General features: G+C 62.9%; 16 protein-coding genes. 2 read left to right on the forward strand and 14 right to left on the reverse strand.

The window, feature by feature from the left end:
- Nucleotides 1–1,048, forward strand: a 1,048-nt coding sequence (locus EOD15_RS08970; protein WP_148129511.1) for an NAD(P)/FAD-dependent oxidoreductase, incomplete at its 5' end; no start/stop codon positions are given.
- An 11-nt stretch (nucleotides 1,049–1,059) separates the two neighbouring features.
- On the opposite strand, the gene EOD15_RS08975 is transcribed toward EOD15_RS08970, so the two are convergent.
- The 6 genes from EOD15_RS08975 to EOD15_RS09000 form a co-directional block, all read right to left on the reverse strand.
- Nucleotides 1,060–3,042 carry an ABC transporter permease subunit gene (locus EOD15_RS08975; protein ID WP_127320076.1) on the reverse strand — a complete coding sequence of 661 codons (1,983 nt, stop codon included), beginning with the start codon at nucleotides 3,040–3,042 and terminating at the stop codon, nucleotides 1,060–1,062.
- A complete protein-coding gene (locus EOD15_RS08980) occupies nucleotides 3,039–4,124 on the reverse strand; it encodes a glycine betaine/L-proline ABC transporter ATP-binding protein (RefSeq protein WP_127408426.1) in 1,086 nt (361 codons plus the stop codon). Before EOD15_RS08980 ends, EOD15_RS08975 begins: the two co-directional genes overlap by 4 nt.
- Nucleotides 4,125–4,199: 75 nt before the next feature.
- Entirely contained in the window at nucleotides 4,200–5,174 is a 975-nt protein-coding gene (locus EOD15_RS08985; protein ID WP_127382422.1) for an ABC transporter substrate-binding protein, read from the reverse strand.
- Between the two features lie 419 nt (nucleotides 5,175–5,593).
- Nucleotides 5,594–6,358 (reverse strand): SDR family oxidoreductase, encoded by a 765-nt coding sequence (locus tag EOD15_RS08990; RefSeq protein WP_127408427.1) that lies wholly within the window; start codon nucleotides 6,356–6,358, stop codon nucleotides 5,594–5,596.
- An 89-nt stretch (nucleotides 6,359–6,447) separates the two neighbouring features.
- Entirely contained in the window at nucleotides 6,448–7,338 is an 891-nt protein-coding gene (locus tag EOD15_RS08995; RefSeq protein ID WP_164761844.1) for a DUF427 domain-containing protein, read from the reverse strand.
- On the reverse strand, nucleotides 7,335–8,990 hold the full coding sequence (locus EOD15_RS09000) for an ABC transporter substrate-binding protein (protein WP_127321478.1): 1,656 nt from the start codon (nucleotides 8,988–8,990) through the stop codon (nucleotides 7,335–7,337). Before EOD15_RS09000 ends, EOD15_RS08995 begins: the two co-directional genes overlap by 4 nt.
- A gap of 110 nt (nucleotides 8,991–9,100) precedes the next feature.
- Between EOD15_RS09000 and EOD15_RS09005 the strand changes: the two genes are divergently transcribed.
- Complete coding sequence (locus EOD15_RS09005) at nucleotides 9,101–10,003, forward strand: LysR family transcriptional regulator (RefSeq protein WP_127321477.1); 903 nt, start codon at nucleotides 9,101–9,103, stop codon at nucleotides 10,001–10,003.
- A gap of 26 nt (nucleotides 10,004–10,029) precedes the next feature.
- Here EOD15_RS09005 and EOD15_RS09010 read toward each other — a convergent pair whose 3' ends face one another.
- The 8 genes from EOD15_RS09010 to EOD15_RS09045 all read right to left on the reverse strand — a co-directional run bounded on the left by EOD15_RS09010 (nucleotide 10,030) and on the right by EOD15_RS09045 (nucleotide 19,779).
- A complete protein-coding gene (locus EOD15_RS09010; RefSeq protein WP_127408428.1) occupies nucleotides 10,030–12,060 on the reverse strand; it encodes an ABC transporter ATP-binding protein in 2,031 nt (676 codons plus the stop codon).
- Nucleotides 12,053–12,931 (reverse strand): ABC transporter permease, encoded by an 879-nt coding sequence (locus tag EOD15_RS09015; protein WP_127322511.1) that lies wholly within the window; start codon nucleotides 12,929–12,931, stop codon nucleotides 12,053–12,055. The genes EOD15_RS09010 and EOD15_RS09015 overlap by 8 nt, the downstream gene beginning before the upstream one ends.
- Nucleotides 12,928–13,881 (reverse strand): ABC transporter permease, encoded by a 954-nt coding sequence (locus EOD15_RS09020; RefSeq protein WP_127322512.1) that lies wholly within the window; start codon nucleotides 13,879–13,881, stop codon nucleotides 12,928–12,930. Before EOD15_RS09020 ends, EOD15_RS09015 begins: the two co-directional genes overlap by 4 nt.
- Nucleotides 13,882–13,952: 71 nt before the next feature.
- Nucleotides 13,953–15,617, reverse strand: a complete 1,665-nt coding sequence (locus EOD15_RS09025; protein WP_127408429.1) for an ABC transporter substrate-binding protein — start codon at nucleotides 15,615–15,617, stop codon at nucleotides 13,953–13,955.
- 244 nt (nucleotides 15,618–15,861) lie between these two features.
- Nucleotides 15,862–17,046, reverse strand: coding sequence for a mandelate racemase/muconate lactonizing enzyme family protein (locus tag EOD15_RS09030; RefSeq protein WP_127320846.1), 1,185 nt, complete (start codon nucleotides 17,044–17,046; stop codon nucleotides 15,862–15,864).
- A 1-nt stretch (nucleotide 17,047) separates the two neighbouring features.
- Nucleotides 17,048–18,154 (reverse strand): mandelate racemase/muconate lactonizing enzyme family protein, encoded by a 1,107-nt coding sequence (locus EOD15_RS09035; protein WP_127320845.1) that lies wholly within the window; start codon nucleotides 18,152–18,154, stop codon nucleotides 17,048–17,050.
- 36 nt (nucleotides 18,155–18,190) lie between these two features.
- Entirely contained in the window at nucleotides 18,191–18,883 is a 693-nt protein-coding gene (locus EOD15_RS09040) for a GntR family transcriptional regulator (RefSeq protein ID WP_127320844.1), read from the reverse strand.
- Nucleotides 18,884–18,990: 107 nt separating this feature from the next.
- The gene (locus EOD15_RS09045; protein WP_127408430.1) at nucleotides 18,991–19,779 is read right to left on the reverse strand and encodes a 2OG-Fe(II) oxygenase; all 789 of its coding nucleotides are present in this window, start codon (nucleotides 19,777–19,779) and stop codon (nucleotides 18,991–18,993) included.
- Nucleotides 19,780–19,950 lie beyond the last annotated feature (171 nt).

A 19,950-nucleotide genomic window follows, 5' to 3' on the forward strand; every position in this document is an offset into this window, starting at 1 on the left:
GGACTACATCAAGGGCCGCGTCGAAAAATCAGGCCTTCGCAAATGGGTGCGCTTCAACAGCCCGGTGCGCATGGTGACGTTTTCGGACGAGACGAAGAAATTCACCGTCACCGCGCATGACCGCACCAACGACGTCACCTATTCCGAAGAGTTCGACAATGTCGTCGTCGCTTCCGGGCATTTCTCGGTGCCCAACGTGCCCTATTTCGAGGGCTTTTCGACCTTCAACGGCCGCATCCTGCACAGCCACGATTTCCGCGACGCGATGGAGTTCAAGGGCAAGGATATATTGATCATCGGCCGCTCCTATTCGGCCGAGGACATCGGCTCGCAATGCTACAAATACGGCGCCAAATCCATCACCTCCAGCTACCGCTCGAAGCCGATGGGTTTCAAATGGCCGGAGAATTGGAAAGAGGTGCCGCTCTTACAGAAGGTCGTCGGCAAAACCGCGCATTTCAAGGACGGCACCACTAGGGATGTCGACGCCATCATCCTGTGCACCGGCTACCTGCATTCCTTCCCCTTCCTCACCGACGATCTGAAGCTCAAGACAGCCAACCGCATGTGGCCGCTCGACCTCTATGAAGGCGTCGTCTGGGAGAAGAACCCGCAGCTTTCCTATATCGGCATGCAGGATCAGTTCTACACCTTCAACATGTTCGACGCGCAGGCCTGGTTCGCCCGCGACGTCATCATGGGCCGCATCAAGCTGCCGTCGGCCAAGGCAATGGCCGAGCACGGCGCGAAATGGAGGGCGCGTGAGGAAACGCTCGAAGACGCAGAGCAGATGATCTGGTTCCAGGGCGACTACACCAAGGAATTGATGGACCAGACCGACTATCCGGGCTTCGACGTCGAGGCGGTCAACCAGACCTTCATGGAATGGGAACACCACAAGGCGGAGAACATCATGGGCTTCCGCGACCACGCCTACCGCTCGCTGATGACCGGCACCATGGCGCCGCTGCATCATACGCCGTGGCTGCAGGCGCTGGACGATTCGATGGAGAGCTATCTCGAGGTGAAGGGCGTCGCGGCGGAGTAGGGCGGCGCCTGCTACCCCAGCCTTGCCCTGGCCTTCGCCGTCCAGGCGCTGAACAGCCGGTCGGCGACGATGCCGATGAAGGCGATGGCGAGGCCGGCAACGATGCCACGACCGGAATCGGCCTTGGACAGCGCGATGAACACTTCCTGGCCGAGATCGCGCGTGCCGACCATGGCGCAGATGATGATCATCGCGAGCGCCATCAGGATCGTCTGGTTGACGCCCAGCATGATTTCGGGAAGCGCCAGCGGCAGTTGCACGCGAAAGAAGGTCTGGCGCGGCGTGCAGCCCGAAACCTTCGCCGCCTCGATCAGCGCCGGCGGCACCTGCCTGATGCCGTGATTGGTGTAGCGGATGGCAGGCACCACGGCGAAGGCTATCGTTGCGATCATCGCCGTGACGTCGCCGACCCGAAACAGCATCACCACCGGGATGATGAAGCAGAAGGACGGCAGCACCTGCAGCGTGTCGATGACCGGTGTGACGATCTTCTCGAAGCGGTCGCTGCGCGAAGCCATCAGGCCGATCGGAATGCCGACCAGGCAGGCGATGAAGGCCGAGATACCGCAGAGATAGACCGTCGCCATGGTCTTTTCCCACAGGCCGGTGATGGCGCAGAAGGCGGTCAATGCGGCGACCAATACAGCGAGGCGGAAGCCGCTGAGCTGATAGCCGGCAAGGCCGAGCAGGAAGACCGCGCCCAGCCACGGAAAGCCTTCGCAGAAGGCACGCAGCGGGTTCAGCAGGTTCAGGATGAGCGCCACGCGAAACGCCTCGATCGTGTCGAAGAAGTTGATCGTCACCCAGTTCACCGCTGCTTTCCACAGCGGCGCGGTGGTGAAGGTGATCGCCTTCGGCACCGCCGCGAAGGCCGGCACGAACAGGCCGAGAAATGTCGTCACGACAAGGATGGCGATGGCCAGCGTCAGATTGGGATAGCGCTGCCAGGAGCTCGGGCCCGCCTGCGGATGGGTATTCCCCTTTGCCTGCTTGTGCGCGATGGCCTGGCTCAGCCGGTCGAGCGCGATGGCGAGCGCCACGATGGCAAGGCCGGCTTCCATCGCCTCGCCAACCTTCAGCGCGCGCAGTGCCAGGAGCACGTCGTAGCCGAGGCCGCCGGCGCCGATCATCGAGGCTATGATCACCATGTTCAGCGCCAGCATGATCACCTGGTTGACGCCGACCATCAGTGTCGGCCGTGCCGAGGGCAGCAGCACTCGCCACAGTTTCTGCCGCGCCGTGCAGCCTGCCATCTCGCTGAAATCGTCGATTTCCGATGGTACCCGCGACAGGCCCAGCATCGTCGCCCGCACCATCGGCGGGGTGGCGAAAATGGCGGTCGCGATCATCGCCGAGACCGGGCTGTTGCCGAACAGCAGCAGCATCGGGATGAGATAGGCGAAGGTCGGAATCGTCTGCATCAGGTCGAGGGCAGGGGAGACGATAAGCCTTTCGGCCCATGGCCTGCGCCACGCCCAGATGCCGGCGAACAGCCCGGTGACGATACAGAACGGCACGGCGATGGAGATCAGCGCCAGCGTCAGCATGGCGCTCGTCCATTGGCCGAACAGGGCGATGTAGAGGAAGCAGCCGCCGACCAGCAGGCTGAGTTTTCTGCCGCCAACGGCATGACCGGCGAGGAAGGCGGCAGCGCAGACGCCGACCCAGGACAGGCGCGGCAGGACAGAGGCGTCAGCACCGTGGCCGATCTTGAAATTCTTGGCCAGCAGATTGAGCGCGAAATCGAGGGGAACGCCGAGCACCGCGGTGATCGAGCGGGTCAGCCAGGACAGGTTCGACTTGATCCAGCGCATCAGCGCGCTGACCCAATCGGCGACCGGCACGACGGCGCTTGCCGGATAGTTGACGGCCCAAGGCAGGCGGTCCTGCAGCAAGAACACGACAAGCACGGCGGCAAGCGCGAACACCCAGACCAGCAGCCAGACCTGAATCGGTCGCGACCGCGTCTCGCTGGCGCTTGCTGTCACCGTCATGCGCCGACCCTTGAGCGATCGATGCCGGCCAGCAAATCGATCACCGCTTGCGGCGTCACCTCGCCGATCGGCTTGCCGGTGCCGTTGACCACCGCGAACGGCTTGTTGGCGGCAACGATACCGGCAGAGAAGCTGGCGATCTTGGCATCTGGGGCAACGGTGCCGCCATGCTCCGAGCCGTCGCAGGCGCGCATAAGGCTGCGTGCCGAAATCACCTTGGCGCGGTCGACGTCGCGGGTGAACTCGGCGACATAGTCGGTCGCCGGATTGACCACCAACTCCTCCGGCGTGCCGATCTGGATGACCTCGCCATCCTTCATGATGGCGATGCGGTCGGCCAGCCGGATCGCCTCGTCGAAATCATGGGTGATGAAGACGATGGTCTTGTGCAGCATGGTTTGCAGCCGCATCAGCTCATCCTGCATTTCGCGGCGGATCAGCGGGTCGAGCGCCGAGAACGGCTCGTCGAGGAACCAGATTTCCGGTTTTGTCGCGAGGCTCCGGGCGATGCCCACACGCTGCTGCTGGCCGCCGGACAATTCGCGCGGATAGAAATGCTCGCGGCCACGGAGCCCAACGAGTTCGATCACCTCGCGCGCCCGTGCCTCGCGTGTCGGCCGGTCCTGCCCCTGGATGCTGAGCGGGAAGGCGATGTTCTCCAGCACGTTGAGATGCGGCAGCAGCGCAAAATTCTGGAACACCATGCCCATGCGATGGCGTCGCAACTCGATCAGCGCTGCATCCGAAATCTTCAGCAGATCCTTGCCCTCGAATTCGACCTTGCCGTGGGTCGGCTCGACCAGCCTCGACATGCAGCGCACCAGCGTCGACTTGCCGGAGCCCGACAGGCCCATGATGATGAAAATCTCGCCCTGGAGGATTTCGAGGTCGACGGCGCGCACCGCGCCGACCAGCCCTGCGGCGGTGACGTCGGCCATGCTGGCCTTGCCGTCGCGTTCGCGGATGAAATTGGCCGCGTTCGATCCGAACAGCTTCCAGACATTGCGGCAGGCAAGCTTTATCGGGCGGGCATCTTTTGGCGTGCCCGCCCCCTTGGCGCCCTGTTCAGTCTTGTCCGTCATTCAAACGTCCTTCTGGAACACAAGAACCGAGGCCCGGCTGATCAACTGCCGGGTCTCATCTTCCAGTCGGAACGATCACTGCGCCCAGGCTTTCCAGTCGGCCTCGTGGGCGGCGATCCAGGCGGCGGCGACGTCTTCCGGCGTCTTGCCGCCGAGATCGATCTCGCCGCTCATCTTGTTGAGCTCGTCGGTGTCGACCGTGTAGGCCTTCGCCACCTTGTAGGCGACCGGCCATTTGTCCTTCATGCCGGCCCAGGAGTACTTCCAGATCTCGCCATGCGGCTTGCCGCAATCATATTTGGCGTCGGGGTTGGTGCCCCATTTCGGGTCGCTGTAGCACTCGGGCGTGTATTCGGGGAATTCAACCCATTCGCCCTTGTATTTGGCCGGCGCCCAATGCGGCGAATAGATCCACAGCATGATCGGCGCCTTGCGCTGATAGGCCGAGTCCAACTCGGCGAACATCGCCGCGTCGGTGCCGGCATGGATGACGGTGAAGGGCAGTTTCAGCGCTTCGACGCGCTCGTCGTCAAAGCCTTCCCATGTTACCGGGCCGCCGAGATAGCGCCCCTTCGGTGCGGTCTCCGCCGTCGAGAAGGCTTCGGCGCATTTCGGATCCTTCAGCGCTTCCCAGTTAGGCAGGCCGGGGCACTTCTCCTTCATGTATTCGGGAAACCACCATTCTTCCTTGGCCTTGGGGCCGAGCTTGCCCAGCCGTTCGGTCTGGCCTGTCGCATCGGAGGCCTTCATGGCCTCGCCGGCGGTCGTGTCCCAGAATTCCATGCCGACATCGAGATCGCCATTGGTGAGACCGGTGGTCAGGCTGGAGAGGTAGTCGGCGGTCGGATATTCGACGGTATAGCCGAGCTTTTCCAGGATGCCGCCGAGGATCTTGGCGTTGAGGTTGACGCTGGTCCAGTCGAACAGCGCGATCTTGATCGGATCGTTGGATTCCGGTGCGGCGGCTTGGGCGGAAGGTGTCAGCAGGCTTAATGTCGCGAGCGCGACGGCGCTCATCGAGAGTTTCGAGATCTGGCTGCGAAATGACATGCTTGTTCTCCTTCAAGCTGTGAAAATTATCGTCCGTTCCCTTCTTGCGGCTTTTCTTGATTGTGTTGGAAAGACTGGTCTTTGCGCAAGGCCGTCGGCGCCAAATTATTGCCCCGGCTTTGGCCAGTGCAGGCAAGATGGTGCTCAATTCTGGTGATGATGGCACAGGATCGGAGTGTCGGCGTCATGACTGCCGACGGATCGCTGAGGGAGCGGTCATCTGCGGATCGAATGCCAGTCCTGCGGCGCCCTGCAAGGTGCGAGCCATCAAGGTCGTATGATCTCGGCTACCCGCCTGGTAAGCCCCATCTCGCCAAGGCCGTTTCATAGGATGAAATTATATATACCAAGGTTCATGTCGCGCAACGACTAACGCTTCGCGAGACGTACAAATTCAGACTGCAGGCGAAGCTGAGCTCTTACCAGCAGACGTAGCCGCCATCTACAATCAGGTCGAGGCCGGTGACGAAGCTCGCTGCGCGGCTGGCGAGGAACACCGTCGGCCCGACCATTTCCTCCGGCGCCGCCATGCGCCCCATCGGCGTGTCGCGCTTGAAGATCTTCACCTCTTCCGCCACCTCTGGCCGCTTGTTCATCGGCGTCAGCGTGTAACCGGGACTAACCACATTGACGCGCAGGCCGCGATCGGCCCACTCCATGGCGAAGCTCCTGGACATGTGGATGACGGCGGCCTTCGAAGAGTTGTAGTGCGCCTGCGTCAGGCCGCGGTTGACGATGGTGCCCGACATCGAGGCGATGTTGATGATCGAGCCCTTGCCTCGCGCCAGCATCTTGCGCGCTTCGGCCTGACAGGACAGGAACACGCCGGCGACATTGACGTCGTGAACCTTCTGCCACGTCTCCAGCGGCATCGTCTCGGCGGGCTCGGAGCCGGCAATGCCGGCATTGTTGACGGCGACGGAGAGCGCACCGCGTTCGCTCTCGACGCGATCGATCGCCGTCGCGAGATCGCTCTGCGATGTCACTGTACCGGTCAGCACCAGCGCTTTGCGGCCGAGCGCCGTGATCCGGTGCGCGGTTTCGTCCAGCCCACCCTTCGATGCATGGCCGAAACAGGCGACGTCGGCGCCTGCCTCGGCCAGTCCGATCGCGATTGCCTGGCCGATGCCGCTGCCGGCGCCGGTGACCAGCGCGACATCGCCGTTCAGTTTGAAAAGATCCATCGAGTGCCCTCCCTGGCCCAGGGAGGGTATGCGCTGAGCCGTGCTTCGATCAAGCGCCCGCGCGCAAATGGCTCAAGCGGCGTCGATACTCAGAAATAACCGCTCGACGCGGCCGTGGCTTCCTTCGGGATTTCGACGCCATCGACCAGGATCTTGTCGACCAGTTCGTGGTGGAAGCAGACCAGCCCCTTGATGCGCTCCGCCTCGTGCACCGGCTCGGGATAATACCAGACCAGGTTCTCGTGACGCTTGGCCTTGGTCGTCACGTGATAATAGTTGGAGATGCCCTTGTAAGGACAGCGCGAAATGTAGCGGCTGGGCGCGAACATATCGAGCCGCGTATCGGCGATCGGCAGATAGTGGCGCACCGGATGGCCGGTTTCGAACAGGAACACGCCGCGGCGTGAATCGGCGACCTGTTCGCCGTCGAGAATGACCTGCACGCGCCGCGACGACGGGAGGCAGTCGACCCGGCGGAACGGATCGCGGGCGTGGACGAAGATTTCTTCGTCCTCCTCGAACCAGTGGCCCATCTTGCTCCAGGTGAACGACATGTAGTCCGATATCGGCGGACAGCCCTTGATCGGATCGAGATAGCGCCAGGCCGCGTCCTCGACCAGCGTGATGCCGGTGTTGAGCGAGTAGTGGGTGGCTGTGCCCTTGAACGGGTCCTCTGTCGTCGTCTTGCTCGGCAGCAGGAATTCCTCGCGAACGTCGCCGATCGGGAAGTAGTAGACCGGCAGGTGATCGGATTCGTAGAACACCAAGGCATTGGTCGTATCGGCCACGGTCATCGATCCCACCTGCACACGCAGGCGCTTCTGCGTCGGCATGGTGAAGGCTATGTAGCCCGGCTCGAATTCATACTGCACAATGGTGTCGAGCAGCGGAAAATGCGGCCCACGGCCGCGCAGATGGGGCTTGCGAATGGTAGTCTCCCGTTTTGTTTCTTTTGTCATCGGGCGCTGGCGCACGATCAGCTCAACGACACGCGGTCGAGCAGCAGGCCGGCCGCGATCGGCGGAAGGCCGCTGACATTCTTGCGCACCGGCACCAGCAGATCGGGGAAATAGCTGAAGATGACAGGCGTCTCGTCGAGCAGCAATTTCTGGATGTCGGAGGCGGCAGCGCGCTGCGCGCCGGCATCGAGCGCCTTGAGATAGCTGGTGACCATGCCATCATAGGCCGGGCTCTTGAAATGCGCCGCGTTCCAAGGGCCATCGCTGACCAACGGGCTCTTCAGGAACACGTTGGGCACGCTGCGATGCGCGTAGTCGGTGATGCCGAGCGGGCTGTCCAGCCAGTCCGACTGGCCGAACACCGCTTTGCCGTAATATTTGTCCTGGTCCTCGATGTTGAGCGAGATGCGCGCACCGATCTCCTTGGCGAAATTCTGGAACAATTGCGCATAGCCCGGAATGTCGGAGTAGCGCAGCGTGGTCAGCGTGATGTCGAAGCCTTCGGCGAGACCCGCCGCCTCGAGCAACTGCTTTGCCTTGGCGATGTCCTGGACGCGTTGCGGCACCGACTTGTCGGTCGCGGGGAAGGCCGGCGCGAACGGGCTGTCATTGCCAGTCGCCGCCATGCCGCGGCACAAGCCGTCGACCAGCTTGGAGCGGTCGATGCACAGCGCCAGCGCCTGGCGCACGCGCTTGTCGGTGAAGGGGCCGGTATCGCAGCGCATGTGCAACTGGCGGTGCGCGGTCGAAGCGACACGCAACACGGTGATATCAGGACTGTTCAGCACCACCTGGCTGACATCGAGCGGAACAGCATCGAGAATGTCGACTTCGCCGGCCTGCAGGGCCAGGATGCGCGGCTGCACGTCGCCGTAGAACTTGAATTCGAGCCGGTCGGGCAGCGCCTTCTCGCCCCAATAGTCGGGATTGCGGATGAAGGTCGCGCCAACCTTTGGTGTGTAAGTCTCCAGCCGAAACGGCCCGGTGCCTTCGAACGTCTTTTCGTAATCGCCCTTGTAACTCGCCGGCAAGATGACGGCGTTGTAATTGTCGATCGACACTGAATAGGGAAAGCTGCCGTTCGGTGCATCGAGATGGAAGGCGACTGTGTGGTCGTCGACCTTCTGGGTGCCGCCCTTCGACAGCAGCCCCTTGAACACCGATAGCGCATTGGAAGCACCGTTGGGATCGGCCAGCCGGTCGAAGGTCGCGACGACGTCGTCGGCCTTGAAGTCTTCGCCATTGTGGAATTTCACGCCCTTGCGCAGCTTGAAGGTCCACACGCTGCCATCCTCGTTCGGCGCCCAGCTCTCTGCCAGCACAGGCTTCAAAGTGAGGTCCGGCTGCGTGATGCAGAGAAACTCGGCGGTTTGGAAAACCAGCTGGTAGCTGCCGCTGTCATAGTAGGTGACGGGATCGATGGCGCCGCCCGGCGTCGCCACGCCGGCGCGCACCGTGCCGCCCGGCTTGCCCTCGGCGCGGGCCTGCTGGGTGCCGAGGCCGGCGGCCGCGACAAGGCTGCCCAGGAACGGCAAGGAAAGCCCAAGCACGCTGCCATGGCGCAGGAAGTCACGGCGGTCCATCCTGCCGGCCAGCAATTCGTCGACAGCGGAATTTTCGATTGCAGTGAGTGTTCTGCGAGCGTTGTCGATCATCCGGAAATGCTTGGGCATGGCTGGACTCGCTTGTCTTGGGGTTCAGCCATCTAGTTCATTGTTGACTGCCGCCGGAAAGCGATATTTTTTGATAGGAGTCATCGAAATTTTCGATGCAGGAGGTGGGCATGGACACTGAGAATCTGCGCAGCTTTCTCGAAGTCGCCACCCATGGCAGCTTCACCGTCGCGGCCAGCCGGCTCAACCTCGCCCAGTCCACGGTCAGTGCGCGGATCAGGGGACTGGAGGATCAGTTGGGACGCCGGCTTTTCGTGCGTGACCGCGATGGCGTCACGCTTACGCCGGCCGGCCGGCAGTTCCTGCCGCACGCATCGTCTATCACCCGCACATGGGAGCAATCACGGCAGGATATCGCCGTTCCCGATGGTTATGAGACCTTGCTGCGGCTGACCGCGCCTGCCTATCTCTGGGACCGCATCACCTCGCCATGGGTCGAGTGGATGCGCGCTAGGCGGCCGAACGTGGCGCTGCGGCTTGAAGGCAGTTTCCCGGATCTGGCGATCGACCAGCTGGCGGAAGGCCTGCTCGACATCTGCATCCTCTATCTGCCGCGACCGCATCCCGGCATTGTCTACGAGACGCTGGCCGTCGATCAGGTCGTGCTCGTCCAGCACGCCGCACAGACCAAGCCATGGACCGAAAACTATATCCTGATGGACTGGGGACTGGAGTTCCGCATCGAGCACGACCGCGCCTTTGCCGGCATGGTCAAGCCGGCGATTTCGGCCGGGCTGGTCTTCATCGGGCTGCAGCACGTGCAGTCGCAGCAGGCCGCCGCCTATCTGCCGCTCAGTGCCGTCAGCGGTCATATCGAGCGCGGCGAGATGCGGCGCATCGACAACGCTCCGGTATTCCAACGGCCGATCTACCTCGCCTATCCCTCGAATCCCGTGTCTTCGGATGTTCTGGATGTCGCGCTCACAGGCCTGCGCACGCTGGCCAGAGACTGGGCCGAAGGGCAGGGCTTTTCAGAAGGTGACCGTGCTCTCAGCATGGCCGGCCAGATCTGACAGGCCAAGCCACGGGAGCGACAGCGCTATGCCGGCTCGGCCACGACCGCTTTCTGCAGCCTCGCCAGTTCAGCGTAGGGGATGTGGCAGCGGATAGAGTGGCCGGGCTGGGCCTCGCTGAGTGGCGGCTCCTGCTGTTCGCAGATCGGGCCGATCTTGCGCGGGCAGCGCGTGTGGAAGACGCAGCCCGACGGGGGGTTGGTGGCGCTGGGGATTTCACCGTCAAGACGAATACGCGCCGTCTCGGTCTGGTCGAGTTTGGGCACCGCCGACAGCAGCGCCTCGGTATAGGGGTGATGCGGTCCGGAAAACACGTCTTCGGACGGTCCGAGTTCCATGATGCGGCCGAGATAGAGCACGGCGATATTGTCGGAGAGGTAACGCACCACGGCAAGGTCGTGCGAGATGAAGATGTAGCTGACGTCTTCCTTCGACTGCAGGTCGGCGAGCAGGTTGAGGATGGCTGCCTGCACCGAGACGTCGAGCGCCGAGGTTGGCTCGTCGCACACCACGATGCGCGGGTCGCCGGCGAAGGCGCGCGCGATGGCGACGCGCTGCTTCAGGCCGCCGGAGAGCTGGCGCGGCTTGACGGCCAGATGCCGGTCGGTGAGCCGCACAGAGCGGACGAGGTCGTTGAGGCGCGCCTCCAGCGCCTTGCCGGAGAGGCCGGCCAGCCGCTTCAGTGCCCGGCCGATCAGATGGCGGATCGAATGCGAGCGGTTGAGTGCGGAGTCCGGATTCTGGAAGACGATCTGCATCGCCTTGATCTGATCGTCGCTGCGGTTCTCCAGCCTGGGCGCCAGCGCCTTGCCCTCAAGTTCGATGGTGCCGCCGTCATCGGGCGGCACCAAGCCGAGCAGCAGCCTGGCGAAGGTCGTCTTGCCGCTGCCGGACTCACCGACCAGCCCGAGCGTCTCGCCGGGTCGCAAGTCGAGCGAGACATCCTTGACGGCGCGCAGTGCATGGCCATGGCTGGCATAGGTCTTGTTCAGCCCGGCGACGCGCAGCACCGGTGCGGCTGCCGGCTTTGGGGCGGGCGCCACATCGCTCGGTGTGGCACGCGGCAGCGCTTGCGCCTTGTCGTGATGGAAGCAGCGCGACAGCCGGCCGCCCAGATCATAGAGCGGCGGCAATTCGCTGCGGCAGCGATCGTCGGCGAGCGCGCAGCGATCGGCGAAGGCGCAGCCCTTGATGTCGGCCTCGATGCCGGGCAGGAAACCCGGAATGGTGTCGAGCCGGCCCTGATCCTTGCGTTGGCCGCCGCGCGGCAGGCAACGCAGCAGGGCGACCGTGTAGGGATGGCGCGGATCGTTAAACACGACCTCCGTCGGCCCTTCCTCGACCAGCATGCCGGCATAGAGCACGCCGACCCGGTCGCACATGTTGGAAACGACGGCGAGGTTGTGGCTGATGAACAGGATCGAGGCCGACAGTTCCTGACTGAGCTGTGCGATCAGGTCGAGCACTTCGGCCTCCACCGTCGCATCGAGGCCGGTGGTCGGCTCGTCGAGGATCAGCATCGACGGATCGTTGGCCAGCGCCATGGCAATCGCCACGCGTTGCTGCATGCCGCCGGAAAGCTGGTGCGGGTAGCGCTGCATGACGCTGACGGGGTCGGAGATGCGCACTCGGTTCAGCATCGCAATCGCCCGGTCAGTGGCCGCTCGTCCCGAAACGCCGCCGAGTTCAAAAATCTCGGTCAGCTGACGGCCGACGCGGATCGATGGGTTTAGCGCCTTGCCCGGGTCCTGATAAACCATGGAGACGCTTTCCGCGCGCGCCCGCCTGAGCGCTTCGGCGTCAAGTTTCATCACATTCTGGCCGTCGAGCGAGATCGCGCCGCCGGTGATCGAGCCATTTCTCGGCAGATAGCGCACGACGGTGAGCGCCACTGTCGACTTGCCGCAACCGGACTCGCCGACCAGCCCATAGGCTTCGCCCTGGCCGATGGTGAGGCTGAGGTTGCGCAGCACGGCGCGATTGCGGCCGGCGACGCGGTAGGCAACCGAAAGATCGGTGAGTTCGAGTGCGTTTTCGGCCTTGGCGGAGTTAGTCATTGAGCGCTCCGTGAACGCCGTCGGCCGCCAGATTGACGCCGATCACCAGCGAAGCGATGGCGAGCGCATCGAACAGCACCGTCCACCAGAAGCCGCCGCCGATCATGCCGTAATTGTTGGAGATCGACAGCCCCCAGTCGGGCGAGGGCGGCTGGATGCCAAAGCCCATGAAGGAGAGCGTGGCGACGGCGAAAATGGCATAGCCGAGCCGCACGGTGGTTTCGACCAGGATCGGCGGGATGACGTTGGGCAGGATCTCGACGAACATCGTATGCAGGGCACTTTCATGCCTGAGTTGTGCGGCGGCGACATAGTCGAGCTCGCGCTCGGCCAGCACCGCCGAGCGCACGGTGCGCGCGATGATCGGCGCGAAGCTCAGGCCGATGACGACGATGACCGTCGTCTTGGAGGTGCCGAGCGCAACGATGGCCAACAGCGCAACGATGACCACCGGGATCGCCATGAAGGCTTCGAGGATGCGGCTGACGACATCGTCGACGAGACCGCGAAAATAGCCGGTAAGGAGGCCAAGCGCCGTGCCGGCTACCGTCGCCAGCAAGGTTGCCAGCGGTGCGACGGTCAGGATGTCGCGCGAACCGACGATGACGCGCGAGAAGACGTCGCGGCCGATCTGGTCGGTGCCGAACCAGTGTTCGGAAGAGGGCGGCGCCAGCGCGTTGATGATGTCGTCGGCGAGCGGATCGTAAGGTGCGAAATGCTCGCCCAACAGCGCACAGGCAACCCAGAACAGCACGATGGCGAAACCGACAAGGAATGTGCGCGAGCGCAGCAGCGAGTAAAAGACCTCCGCCAGCGGGCCGCGCCGGCGCGTGTCGTCTGGTGTCGGAGAGCTGGTTTGGACGGCGCTCATTGATCTGACCCCAGACGGATACGCGGATTGAGCACGGAATAGAGGAAGTCGGCGACAAGGGTGGCCACGGCATAGACAATGCCGATGGTGAGGATGCCCGACTCCAGCATCGGGAAATCCTTGCCGCGCGCGGCAGTGAAGATCAGCGACCCGATGCCCTGGTAGCGAAACAGCGTTTCGATGACGACAAGGCCGCCGATGAGGTAGCCGGTCTGCGTCGCGATGACGGTGATGGTCGGCAGCAGCGCGTTGCGCAGCACATGCCGCCAGATCACCGTGCGCCAGGGCAGGCCCTTCAGCACGGCCGTTCGCGTGTAGTCGGAATCGAGCGCCTCGATCATGCCGGAGCGTGCCATGCGGGCGATGTAGCCGAACAGCACCAGGAACAGCGGCAGCGAGGGCAGGATCAGGTAATAGAGCTGGGTGAAAAAGCCGGCATCGCGCGGCCATGCGGCCGATATCGGCAGCCAGCGCAGCCAGACACCAAAGATCAGGATCAGGATGATGCCGGTGACGAATTCCGGCAGCACCGTCACCGACAGGCCGCCGAGACTGATGATGCGGTCGAGCGGGCGGTTGAGGTTGAGTGCGGCGACGACGCCGCCGAGGATGCCGATCGGCACCACCAGCACGAAGGCGACCGCCGCCAGCTTCATCGAATTGCCGAGCGCATCGATGACGAAAGGCGCGACCGGCGCGCGGAAAATGTAGGACGTGCCCATGTCGCCCTGGACGAAATTGGAGATCCAGCTCCAATACTGCGCCAGCAGCGGGCGATCGACACCGAGCGTGTGATTGAGCGTGTCGACCGCGCGCTGGTCTGCGAACGGACCCAATATGGCGCGCCCGACGTTGCCGGGCAGCGCCTGGCCGCCCAGGAACACCATGATGCTGAGCAGGAACAGCGTGACGAGCGACAGCGAGACACGCCGGACAAGGAAGGAGAGAATGGCTAGGACTCCTTGTGGAGCCAGCCCCCATGCGGGAGCTGGCTGTTAGAGGATTGGCTTTTCCTTTCCGCTCAGGCCTTCGATGCCTTGTCGAGGAACAGCTGCGACATGGCGGTCGGCTGCACGCCGGCCACACCCTTCGCCGTCGCCGTCAGATAGTCGTAGAAATAGCCGAAGATGACAGGCGTTTCCTCGAGCAGCAGCTTCTGGATCTTGCCGGCGTCGGCCTTCTGTGCCTCGAGGTCGAGGGCTGCGATGTAGCTGGTCGCCAGCGCGTCATAGTCCTTGTTCTTGAAGTGTGCCGCGTTCCAGGTGCCTTCACTCTTCAGCGGTGCCGCGAGATAGACGTTCGGCACGCCGCGGTGACCATAGTCGGTGATGCCCATCACCGAATCCAGCCAGTTCGATTTGCCGAACACCGCGTCTCCGTAATAGCCGCTTTGGTCGAGGATGTTGAGGTCGAGTTGGACACCGATCTCCTTGACCCAGTTTTGGATTAGCTGGGCGTATTCGGGGATTTCCAGGTAGCGTTCGGTGGTCAGGGTTATCTTGAAGCCCTGGCCAAGGCCGGCTGCTTCCATGAGCTGCTTGGCCTGGGCGATATCCTGCTTGCGTTGCGGCACGCTCGTATCGGTCGAAGGATAGACGGCGGCGAACGGGCTGTCATTGCCTAGAGCGGAGCGTCCCTTCATCAGGCCGGCGGCCAGCTTGTCGCGATCGAGGCAGAGCGCAATGGCACGGCGCACGCGCGCATCCTTCAACGGGCCCTCGTCGCAGCGCATGTGCAGTTGCTGATGGGCCGACGACTTCAGGCTGATGATGTCGACGTTCGGGTCGTTGAGCAGAGCGACGCCGGCCAGCACCGGCATCTGGTTGATGATGTCTACCTGCCCACCCTGCAATGCCAGGATTTGTGGCTGCATATCGGTGAAGAAGGTGAATTCGGTGCGTTCCGGCAATGCCTTCGGACCCCAATAGTCCTCGTTGCGGATGAAGGAGGCGCCGACCTTTGCTGTGTATTTCTCTATTCTGAACGGCCCGGTGCCGTCGAAGCTCTTCTCGTAGTCGCCCTTGTAACTCGCCGGGATGATGACGGCGTTGTAGTTGTCGGACGACAGCATGTAGGGGAAGTTACCGTTCGGGGCGTCGAGGTGGAATTCCACCGTGTAGTCGTCGACCTTTTTGGAAGCACCCTTCTGCAGGATGCCGGTGAACACCGACAGCGCATTGGACGAATTTGCCGGATCGGCAAGGCGGTCGATGCTGGCCACGACGTCGTCGGCCTTCATCTCGCCGCCGCTGTGGAATTTTACGCCCTTGCGCAGCTTGAAGGTCCACACCGTGCCATTGTCGTTCGGCTTCCAGCTCTCGGCCAGCGCCGGTTGCAGCACCAGGTCGGGACCGTCGACACAAAGGAATTCCGCAACCTGCTGCATCACCAGCAGGCCGCCGGCGTCCGCAATGGTGACCGGGTCGATCGTTGCCGCCGGCACGCTGCTGGCGACACGGATGGTGGCGCCGGGTGCGCCCTGGGCGCGCGCCAGCGACGGCATGCCGCCAAGGCCGGCGGCCATGCCGATGCGGCCCAGCAGCGGCAGCGACAGGCCGAGCAGGCTGCCGTGACGAACGAAGTCGCGGCGGCTGACACGACCGTCGACAAGGCCGTCGATCAGGTGATTTTCAAGCGGCGTGCGATTGCGCCGGATCAGGTCGAGAATGCCAAAGTTCTTGCTCATGGGTTTTTACCCTTTCCCCTATTTCTTATGGTTGACGAAATTTCGTGGATTGCTCCATTTTTCGGCCGCCAGAGAGGTCTGTCGACCGAAACCTTAGCATGCGGTTTTGTCCGGTCCATCCAGTCGTGGCGTGGACGCGCCGGCTTCCTGGCTGCACTGCTCCATCGTCTTGTCCAACCTTCCTGACCGAAGTCGCGCGGTTGGCTTCTCGTCTCTTGGCCGCTGTCTGGCCGGCTGCCGCCGTCTAGTTCAGCGGCAAACGGCGATGGGTTCCGGGCTTTGCCGGGTCATGATACTTGTTGCACGGTCCTTTCTCGGTAAAGTCTCTGTGACAGGCAGCGAGGTTCTCGCGCGACAAGGTGACGCCGAGACCGGGACCTTCCGGAACGCGCACGAAATTGTTCCTTGGCGAAAACGGCCCTTCCTCGGTGACATCCATCGGCAGCATGCGAAACAGCGACTGGTTCGGCTCCCTGATCCAACCAAGTGCCGCGCACAGGTGCAGATAGGCGGCACTGCCGATGCCGCTGTCGCCGCTGTAGCACCAGAAATCGATGCCGGCGTGCTCGCAGGCGCCAACGAAGCGCAGCAGCCGGCCGATGCCGCCATGCGTTGTCGGGTTGCCAACGAACGCGTCCGGAACCTTGGTTTCCATGGCGCGCGCAATGTCGATGTTGTGGGTCGAAAACGGGATCGAGCAATGGCGTCGCAATTTGCGCATCTCCTCGATCGTCGCCACCGGATCCTCCCAGTTGCGCACGCCGAGGTTTTCCAGCGGCCGCGCTAGGCGACGCGCGGTGCTGAGCGAATAGGCCTGGTTGGAATCGATGCGGATCATGGCATCGTCGCCGAGTTTACGGCGGATCAGCTCGACCATTTTTAACGAGATTTTCGGATCATCGGTCGAGAACTTGCCTTCGAAGAAGGTCGTTCCGTGCGTCTCGTGCAATTCGACGCAATAATCGGCGACTTCTTCCGGCGTCGTCTCGCCCTTCACCTTTGGCCCATCACCGCGCAGCGAAAAATAGTCGGTGAACGGGATGTCCTTGCGCACAGCGCCGCCAAGCAACTGGTAGAGCGGCTGGTTCCACGCCTTGCCGCGCAGGTCCCACAAAGCCATCTCGATGGCGCCGAAAGCCATGATGCGGGTGCGGTCGTTGATCGACTGCACGCCGGTCCAGAAGGGCAGGCAGACATGCTCGGCGCCGGCGATGTCGAAGGCATCGCGCCCGACCAGCCGTGGCGCCAGGACATCGTTGATGATCGCGGCCGCCGCCGGCGTCGGCGCTTCGCCGAGGCCAATCAAGCCATCCTCCGTCTCGATCTCGACAATGGTCGGCGAAAAGCCGTCGAGTTCGCCGAACACCCAGGCATAGGGTGCTTCGAGGCGCAGATTGATCGGCGTGGCTTTGATGCTGCGGATCTTCATCTCAGCGGCCGACCTCGAAGAAAGGCTTGCCCAGCAGATCGGGAACGACATCGATGCCAAGGCCGGGGCCATCTGGAACGCCCATGCGGCTGCCGGTGACCGGCGGCATGTTCGACGCCGTGCGCACCGTCACCCATTCATGGAAGGCGATGGCATGCAGCCGGCGCTCTTCCGGCGTCGACAACGACAGATGCGCCATGGCCGCGGTGTCGATCTCGGCGCCGCCCGTGTCCTCGACCGTGATCATGAAGCCGAGGTCGACGGCAACGTCGCGGATCTGGCGCGTCTTCGTCACCCCGCCAAGGCGCGAGATCTTCAGGGTCAGCCCGTCGGCCGCACCCAGGCGATGAATTTCCAGCATCGCCTCGAGCGAGGTGACGGATTCGTCGAGCACCATCGGCTTGTCGAGCATGCGGCGCACCGACATGTTTTCATCGATCGTGGTGCAGGGCTGCTCGAACGTGTAGTCGATGCTGCGCGTCGCGTCGGCGAACTGGCGAGCCTGATAGGGCGTCCAGCCGGCATTGGCGTCGCAGAAGATGACCGTGCCTTTCGGCACCGAGGCGGCGACCGCGGTGACACGCTCGATGTCGTCATGCACATTGCCGCCGACCTTGACCTGTAGCCGGTGGAAGCCGTCCTTGACGATGCGCTTGGCCAGCGCGGCCATGGCGTCGACGCTGCCGTGCGTGACGACCTTGTAGAGTTCTGCGGTGTCGCTTTCCTTGCCGCCGAGCAGCGTTACCAGCGGCACGTCGGCGGCGCGCCCCGCCAGATCCCAGCAGGCCATGTCGAGCGCCGACTTGATGTAGGGATGACCCTTGAACACCGTGTCCATCAGCCGGCCGATGCTGGCTAGTCCGCGCGGATCATGGCCGATCAGATGCGGCGCAATCTCGACCACGCCGGCGCGAACGCCGGCCGGGAAGGCTGCCGAGTAAAAATTGCCGAGCGGCGCCATCTCGCCCCAGCCGGTGATACCGCTGTCTGATGCAATGGACACGATCACCGCGTCGAAAGCGTCGGCCTCGCGCCCCTTCGACATGCGGTATGGCCCGTCCACGAAGGGCTGCACGACATGGTAGGCCTTGATGGTTTCGATCTGCACGTGTCTTGTCCGCTGTCTGTGATGGTGGGGAACGGGTCAGGCGCCCCTCGACGGGCGTTGTTCGAGGCCGCGCGCATAGGCAAGCAACTCCTCGAAATCGAGATCGATGTGCTCCCTGGCATGGCGCTGGGCTGCACGCATGTCCTTGCCCTTCAGCAACCGCACATAGGTTTCGTGAACGTCTTCGGCCGGCACCGGCTCATTGCGGGCATGCTGGTGGAGCGCAAAATACATCTGCAGCCGGCTGGTCAGCCGCTGCCAGGTTTCCAGCAGCACCGAATTGTCGGCCCATTCGTAGATCAGGCCATGCAGTTGCAGCGCGGTTTCGATTTGGCGTGTCGTGTCCAACGCACGGGTCGCCTGCTTCACGGCTTCGTGACGCCGGTCGAGCTCGTCGAAGAAGCGCTGGTCGCGCAGCGGCCACGCCCGCTCGATGGCCAGCTCGTCCATCACCTTGTTGAACGAATAGGCATCGTCGATGTCCTTGGCTGTGACCTCGATGACGAAGGTGCCGGCATAGGGGATGCTGGTCAGGATGCCTTCCTGGACCAGTTCGCGCATTGCCTCGCGCAACGGCGCGCGGCTGACCCGCATCTGTTCGGAAATCCGCAGCTCGTTGAGCTTCTGGCCGGGTGCGAGCTGCCCGGTCAGGATCGCGCGCCGCAACAGCGCGACGATCTCGGCGCGTCGCGTCGTGTCCGCAATCGGACTGAAATCCACTTTCGCCATTCGGCCACTCCCAGGGAAATCGAAAGCAAGACAAGCAGATTGTCGACAATCTAACAAGAGGTCATCTTCGGATTCTTGGGGGCCGTTGGCATGTCGGCCTTTCGGTCTCAGGCGGCACGGCCGTAGAAGCCGACCCGCTCCTCGGGGCTGAACATCACGCCGGGCTTTTCATAGTAGGAAAACACCGCGATCATGCGCTCGCGCTCGCCTTCGACCGTGGTGACGCGATGCGCGGTGTTTTTGCCGCGGAAGACATTCAGCGTGCCGGGCTTCATGCGCAGGATCTTTGCATCGGGGTCGCGCCCGTCCAGCAGCCTTGCGACGCCGTCATAGTTGGGATTGCCGTCAGATCGCAGATCGGTGCGGTATTCGAGGTCGCCGCCGTATTCCGCTGCCTGCAGCAGCAGCGTCGTCGTGAATTCGGAACGATCGAAATGCCAGTTCAAAGCCTCGCCGGCGCGATAGGCCATGACATTGGTTCGCGCCAACGGATCCTGCATGACATGCAGCCTGGTCTTGCCCATCGTCGCTGCCAGGAAGCGCAGTAGCGGTTCGTATTCGTAGATGGCGAGCACGACACTGCCAGGAATCTGGTCGGCACAGACGGTGTGGCTGATGGTCTCCACCTTGCGTAGCGCCGGATGGTCGGGTGCAAGCTCGGGAATGTCAGGCTTGAAGTAGATGTTGTGCATCCGCTTGTGCACATGCGAGCGCGCGGCCATCACCGGCTGGATTTCGCGCACGGCTTGTTCCGCCACGCCGGGGCGCAAAAACCCTTCCAGATTGAACATGCCGTCGGCTTCGAGCGCGGCGACGGATTGTTCGACAAGGCGCTGCCATTCAGCGCTGCCTTCGCGGTCTAGCGGATAGAGGTCGAGATCGAGGATGTCTTTCATCGTCATGGCTCCGAAGGTTGTGAGCTTATGAGACGGCAAAAAAATCTTTCTCTCAACGCCGAAAATAGTTAGGATTGGCCAAGAAAAACTACGGAATCGATGTGGAACGGCTACCTCCGTTGAATGCGATCAAGGCTTTCGAGGTTGCGGCGCGTGCCGGCAGCTTCACTC

This window comes from Mesorhizobium sp. M7A.T.Ca.US.000.02.2.1, assembly GCF_003996995.1.
Classification (GTDB): Bacteria; Pseudomonadota; Alphaproteobacteria; order Rhizobiales; family Rhizobiaceae; genus Mesorhizobium.

Coding starts and splice junctions, on each gene's coding strand:
- EOD15_RS08975 (WP_127320076.1), bottom strand. CDS start 3,042: ATGACGGTGACAGCAAGCGCCAGCGAGACGCGGTCGCGACCGATTCAG.
- EOD15_RS08980 (WP_127408426.1), bottom strand. CDS start 4,124: ATGACGGACAAGACTGAACAGGGCGCCAAGGGGGCGGGCACGCCAAAA.
- EOD15_RS08985 (WP_127382422.1), bottom strand. CDS start 5,174: ATGTCATTTCGCAGCCAGATCTCGAAACTCTCGATGAGCGCCGTCGCG.
- EOD15_RS08990 (WP_127408427.1), bottom strand. CDS start 6,358: ATGGATCTTTTCAAACTGAACGGCGATGTCGCGCTGGTCACCGGCGCC.
- EOD15_RS09000 (WP_127321478.1), bottom strand. CDS start 8,990: ATGCCCAAGCATTTCCGGATGATCGACAACGCTCGCAGAACACTCACT.
- EOD15_RS09005 (WP_127321477.1), top strand. CDS start 9,101: ATGGACACTGAGAATCTGCGCAGCTTTCTCGAAGTCGCCACCCATGGC.
- EOD15_RS09010 (WP_127408428.1), bottom strand. CDS start 12,060: ATGACTAACTCCGCCAAGGCCGAAAACGCACTCGAACTCACCGATCTT.
- EOD15_RS09015 (WP_127322511.1), bottom strand. CDS start 12,931: ATGAGCGCCGTCCAAACCAGCTCTCCGACACCAGACGACACGCGCCGG.
- EOD15_RS09025 (WP_127408429.1), bottom strand. CDS start 15,617: ATGAGCAAGAACTTTGGCATTCTCGACCTGATCCGGCGCAATCGCACG.
- EOD15_RS09030 (WP_127320846.1), bottom strand. CDS start 17,046: ATGAAGATCCGCAGCATCAAAGCCACGCCGATCAATCTGCGCCTCGAA.
- EOD15_RS09040 (WP_127320844.1), bottom strand. CDS start 18,883: ATGGCGAAAGTGGATTTCAGTCCGATTGCGGACACGACGCGACGCGCC.
- EOD15_RS09045 (WP_127408430.1), bottom strand. CDS start 19,779: ATGAAAGACATCCTCGATCTCGACCTCTATCCGCTAGACCGCGAAGGC.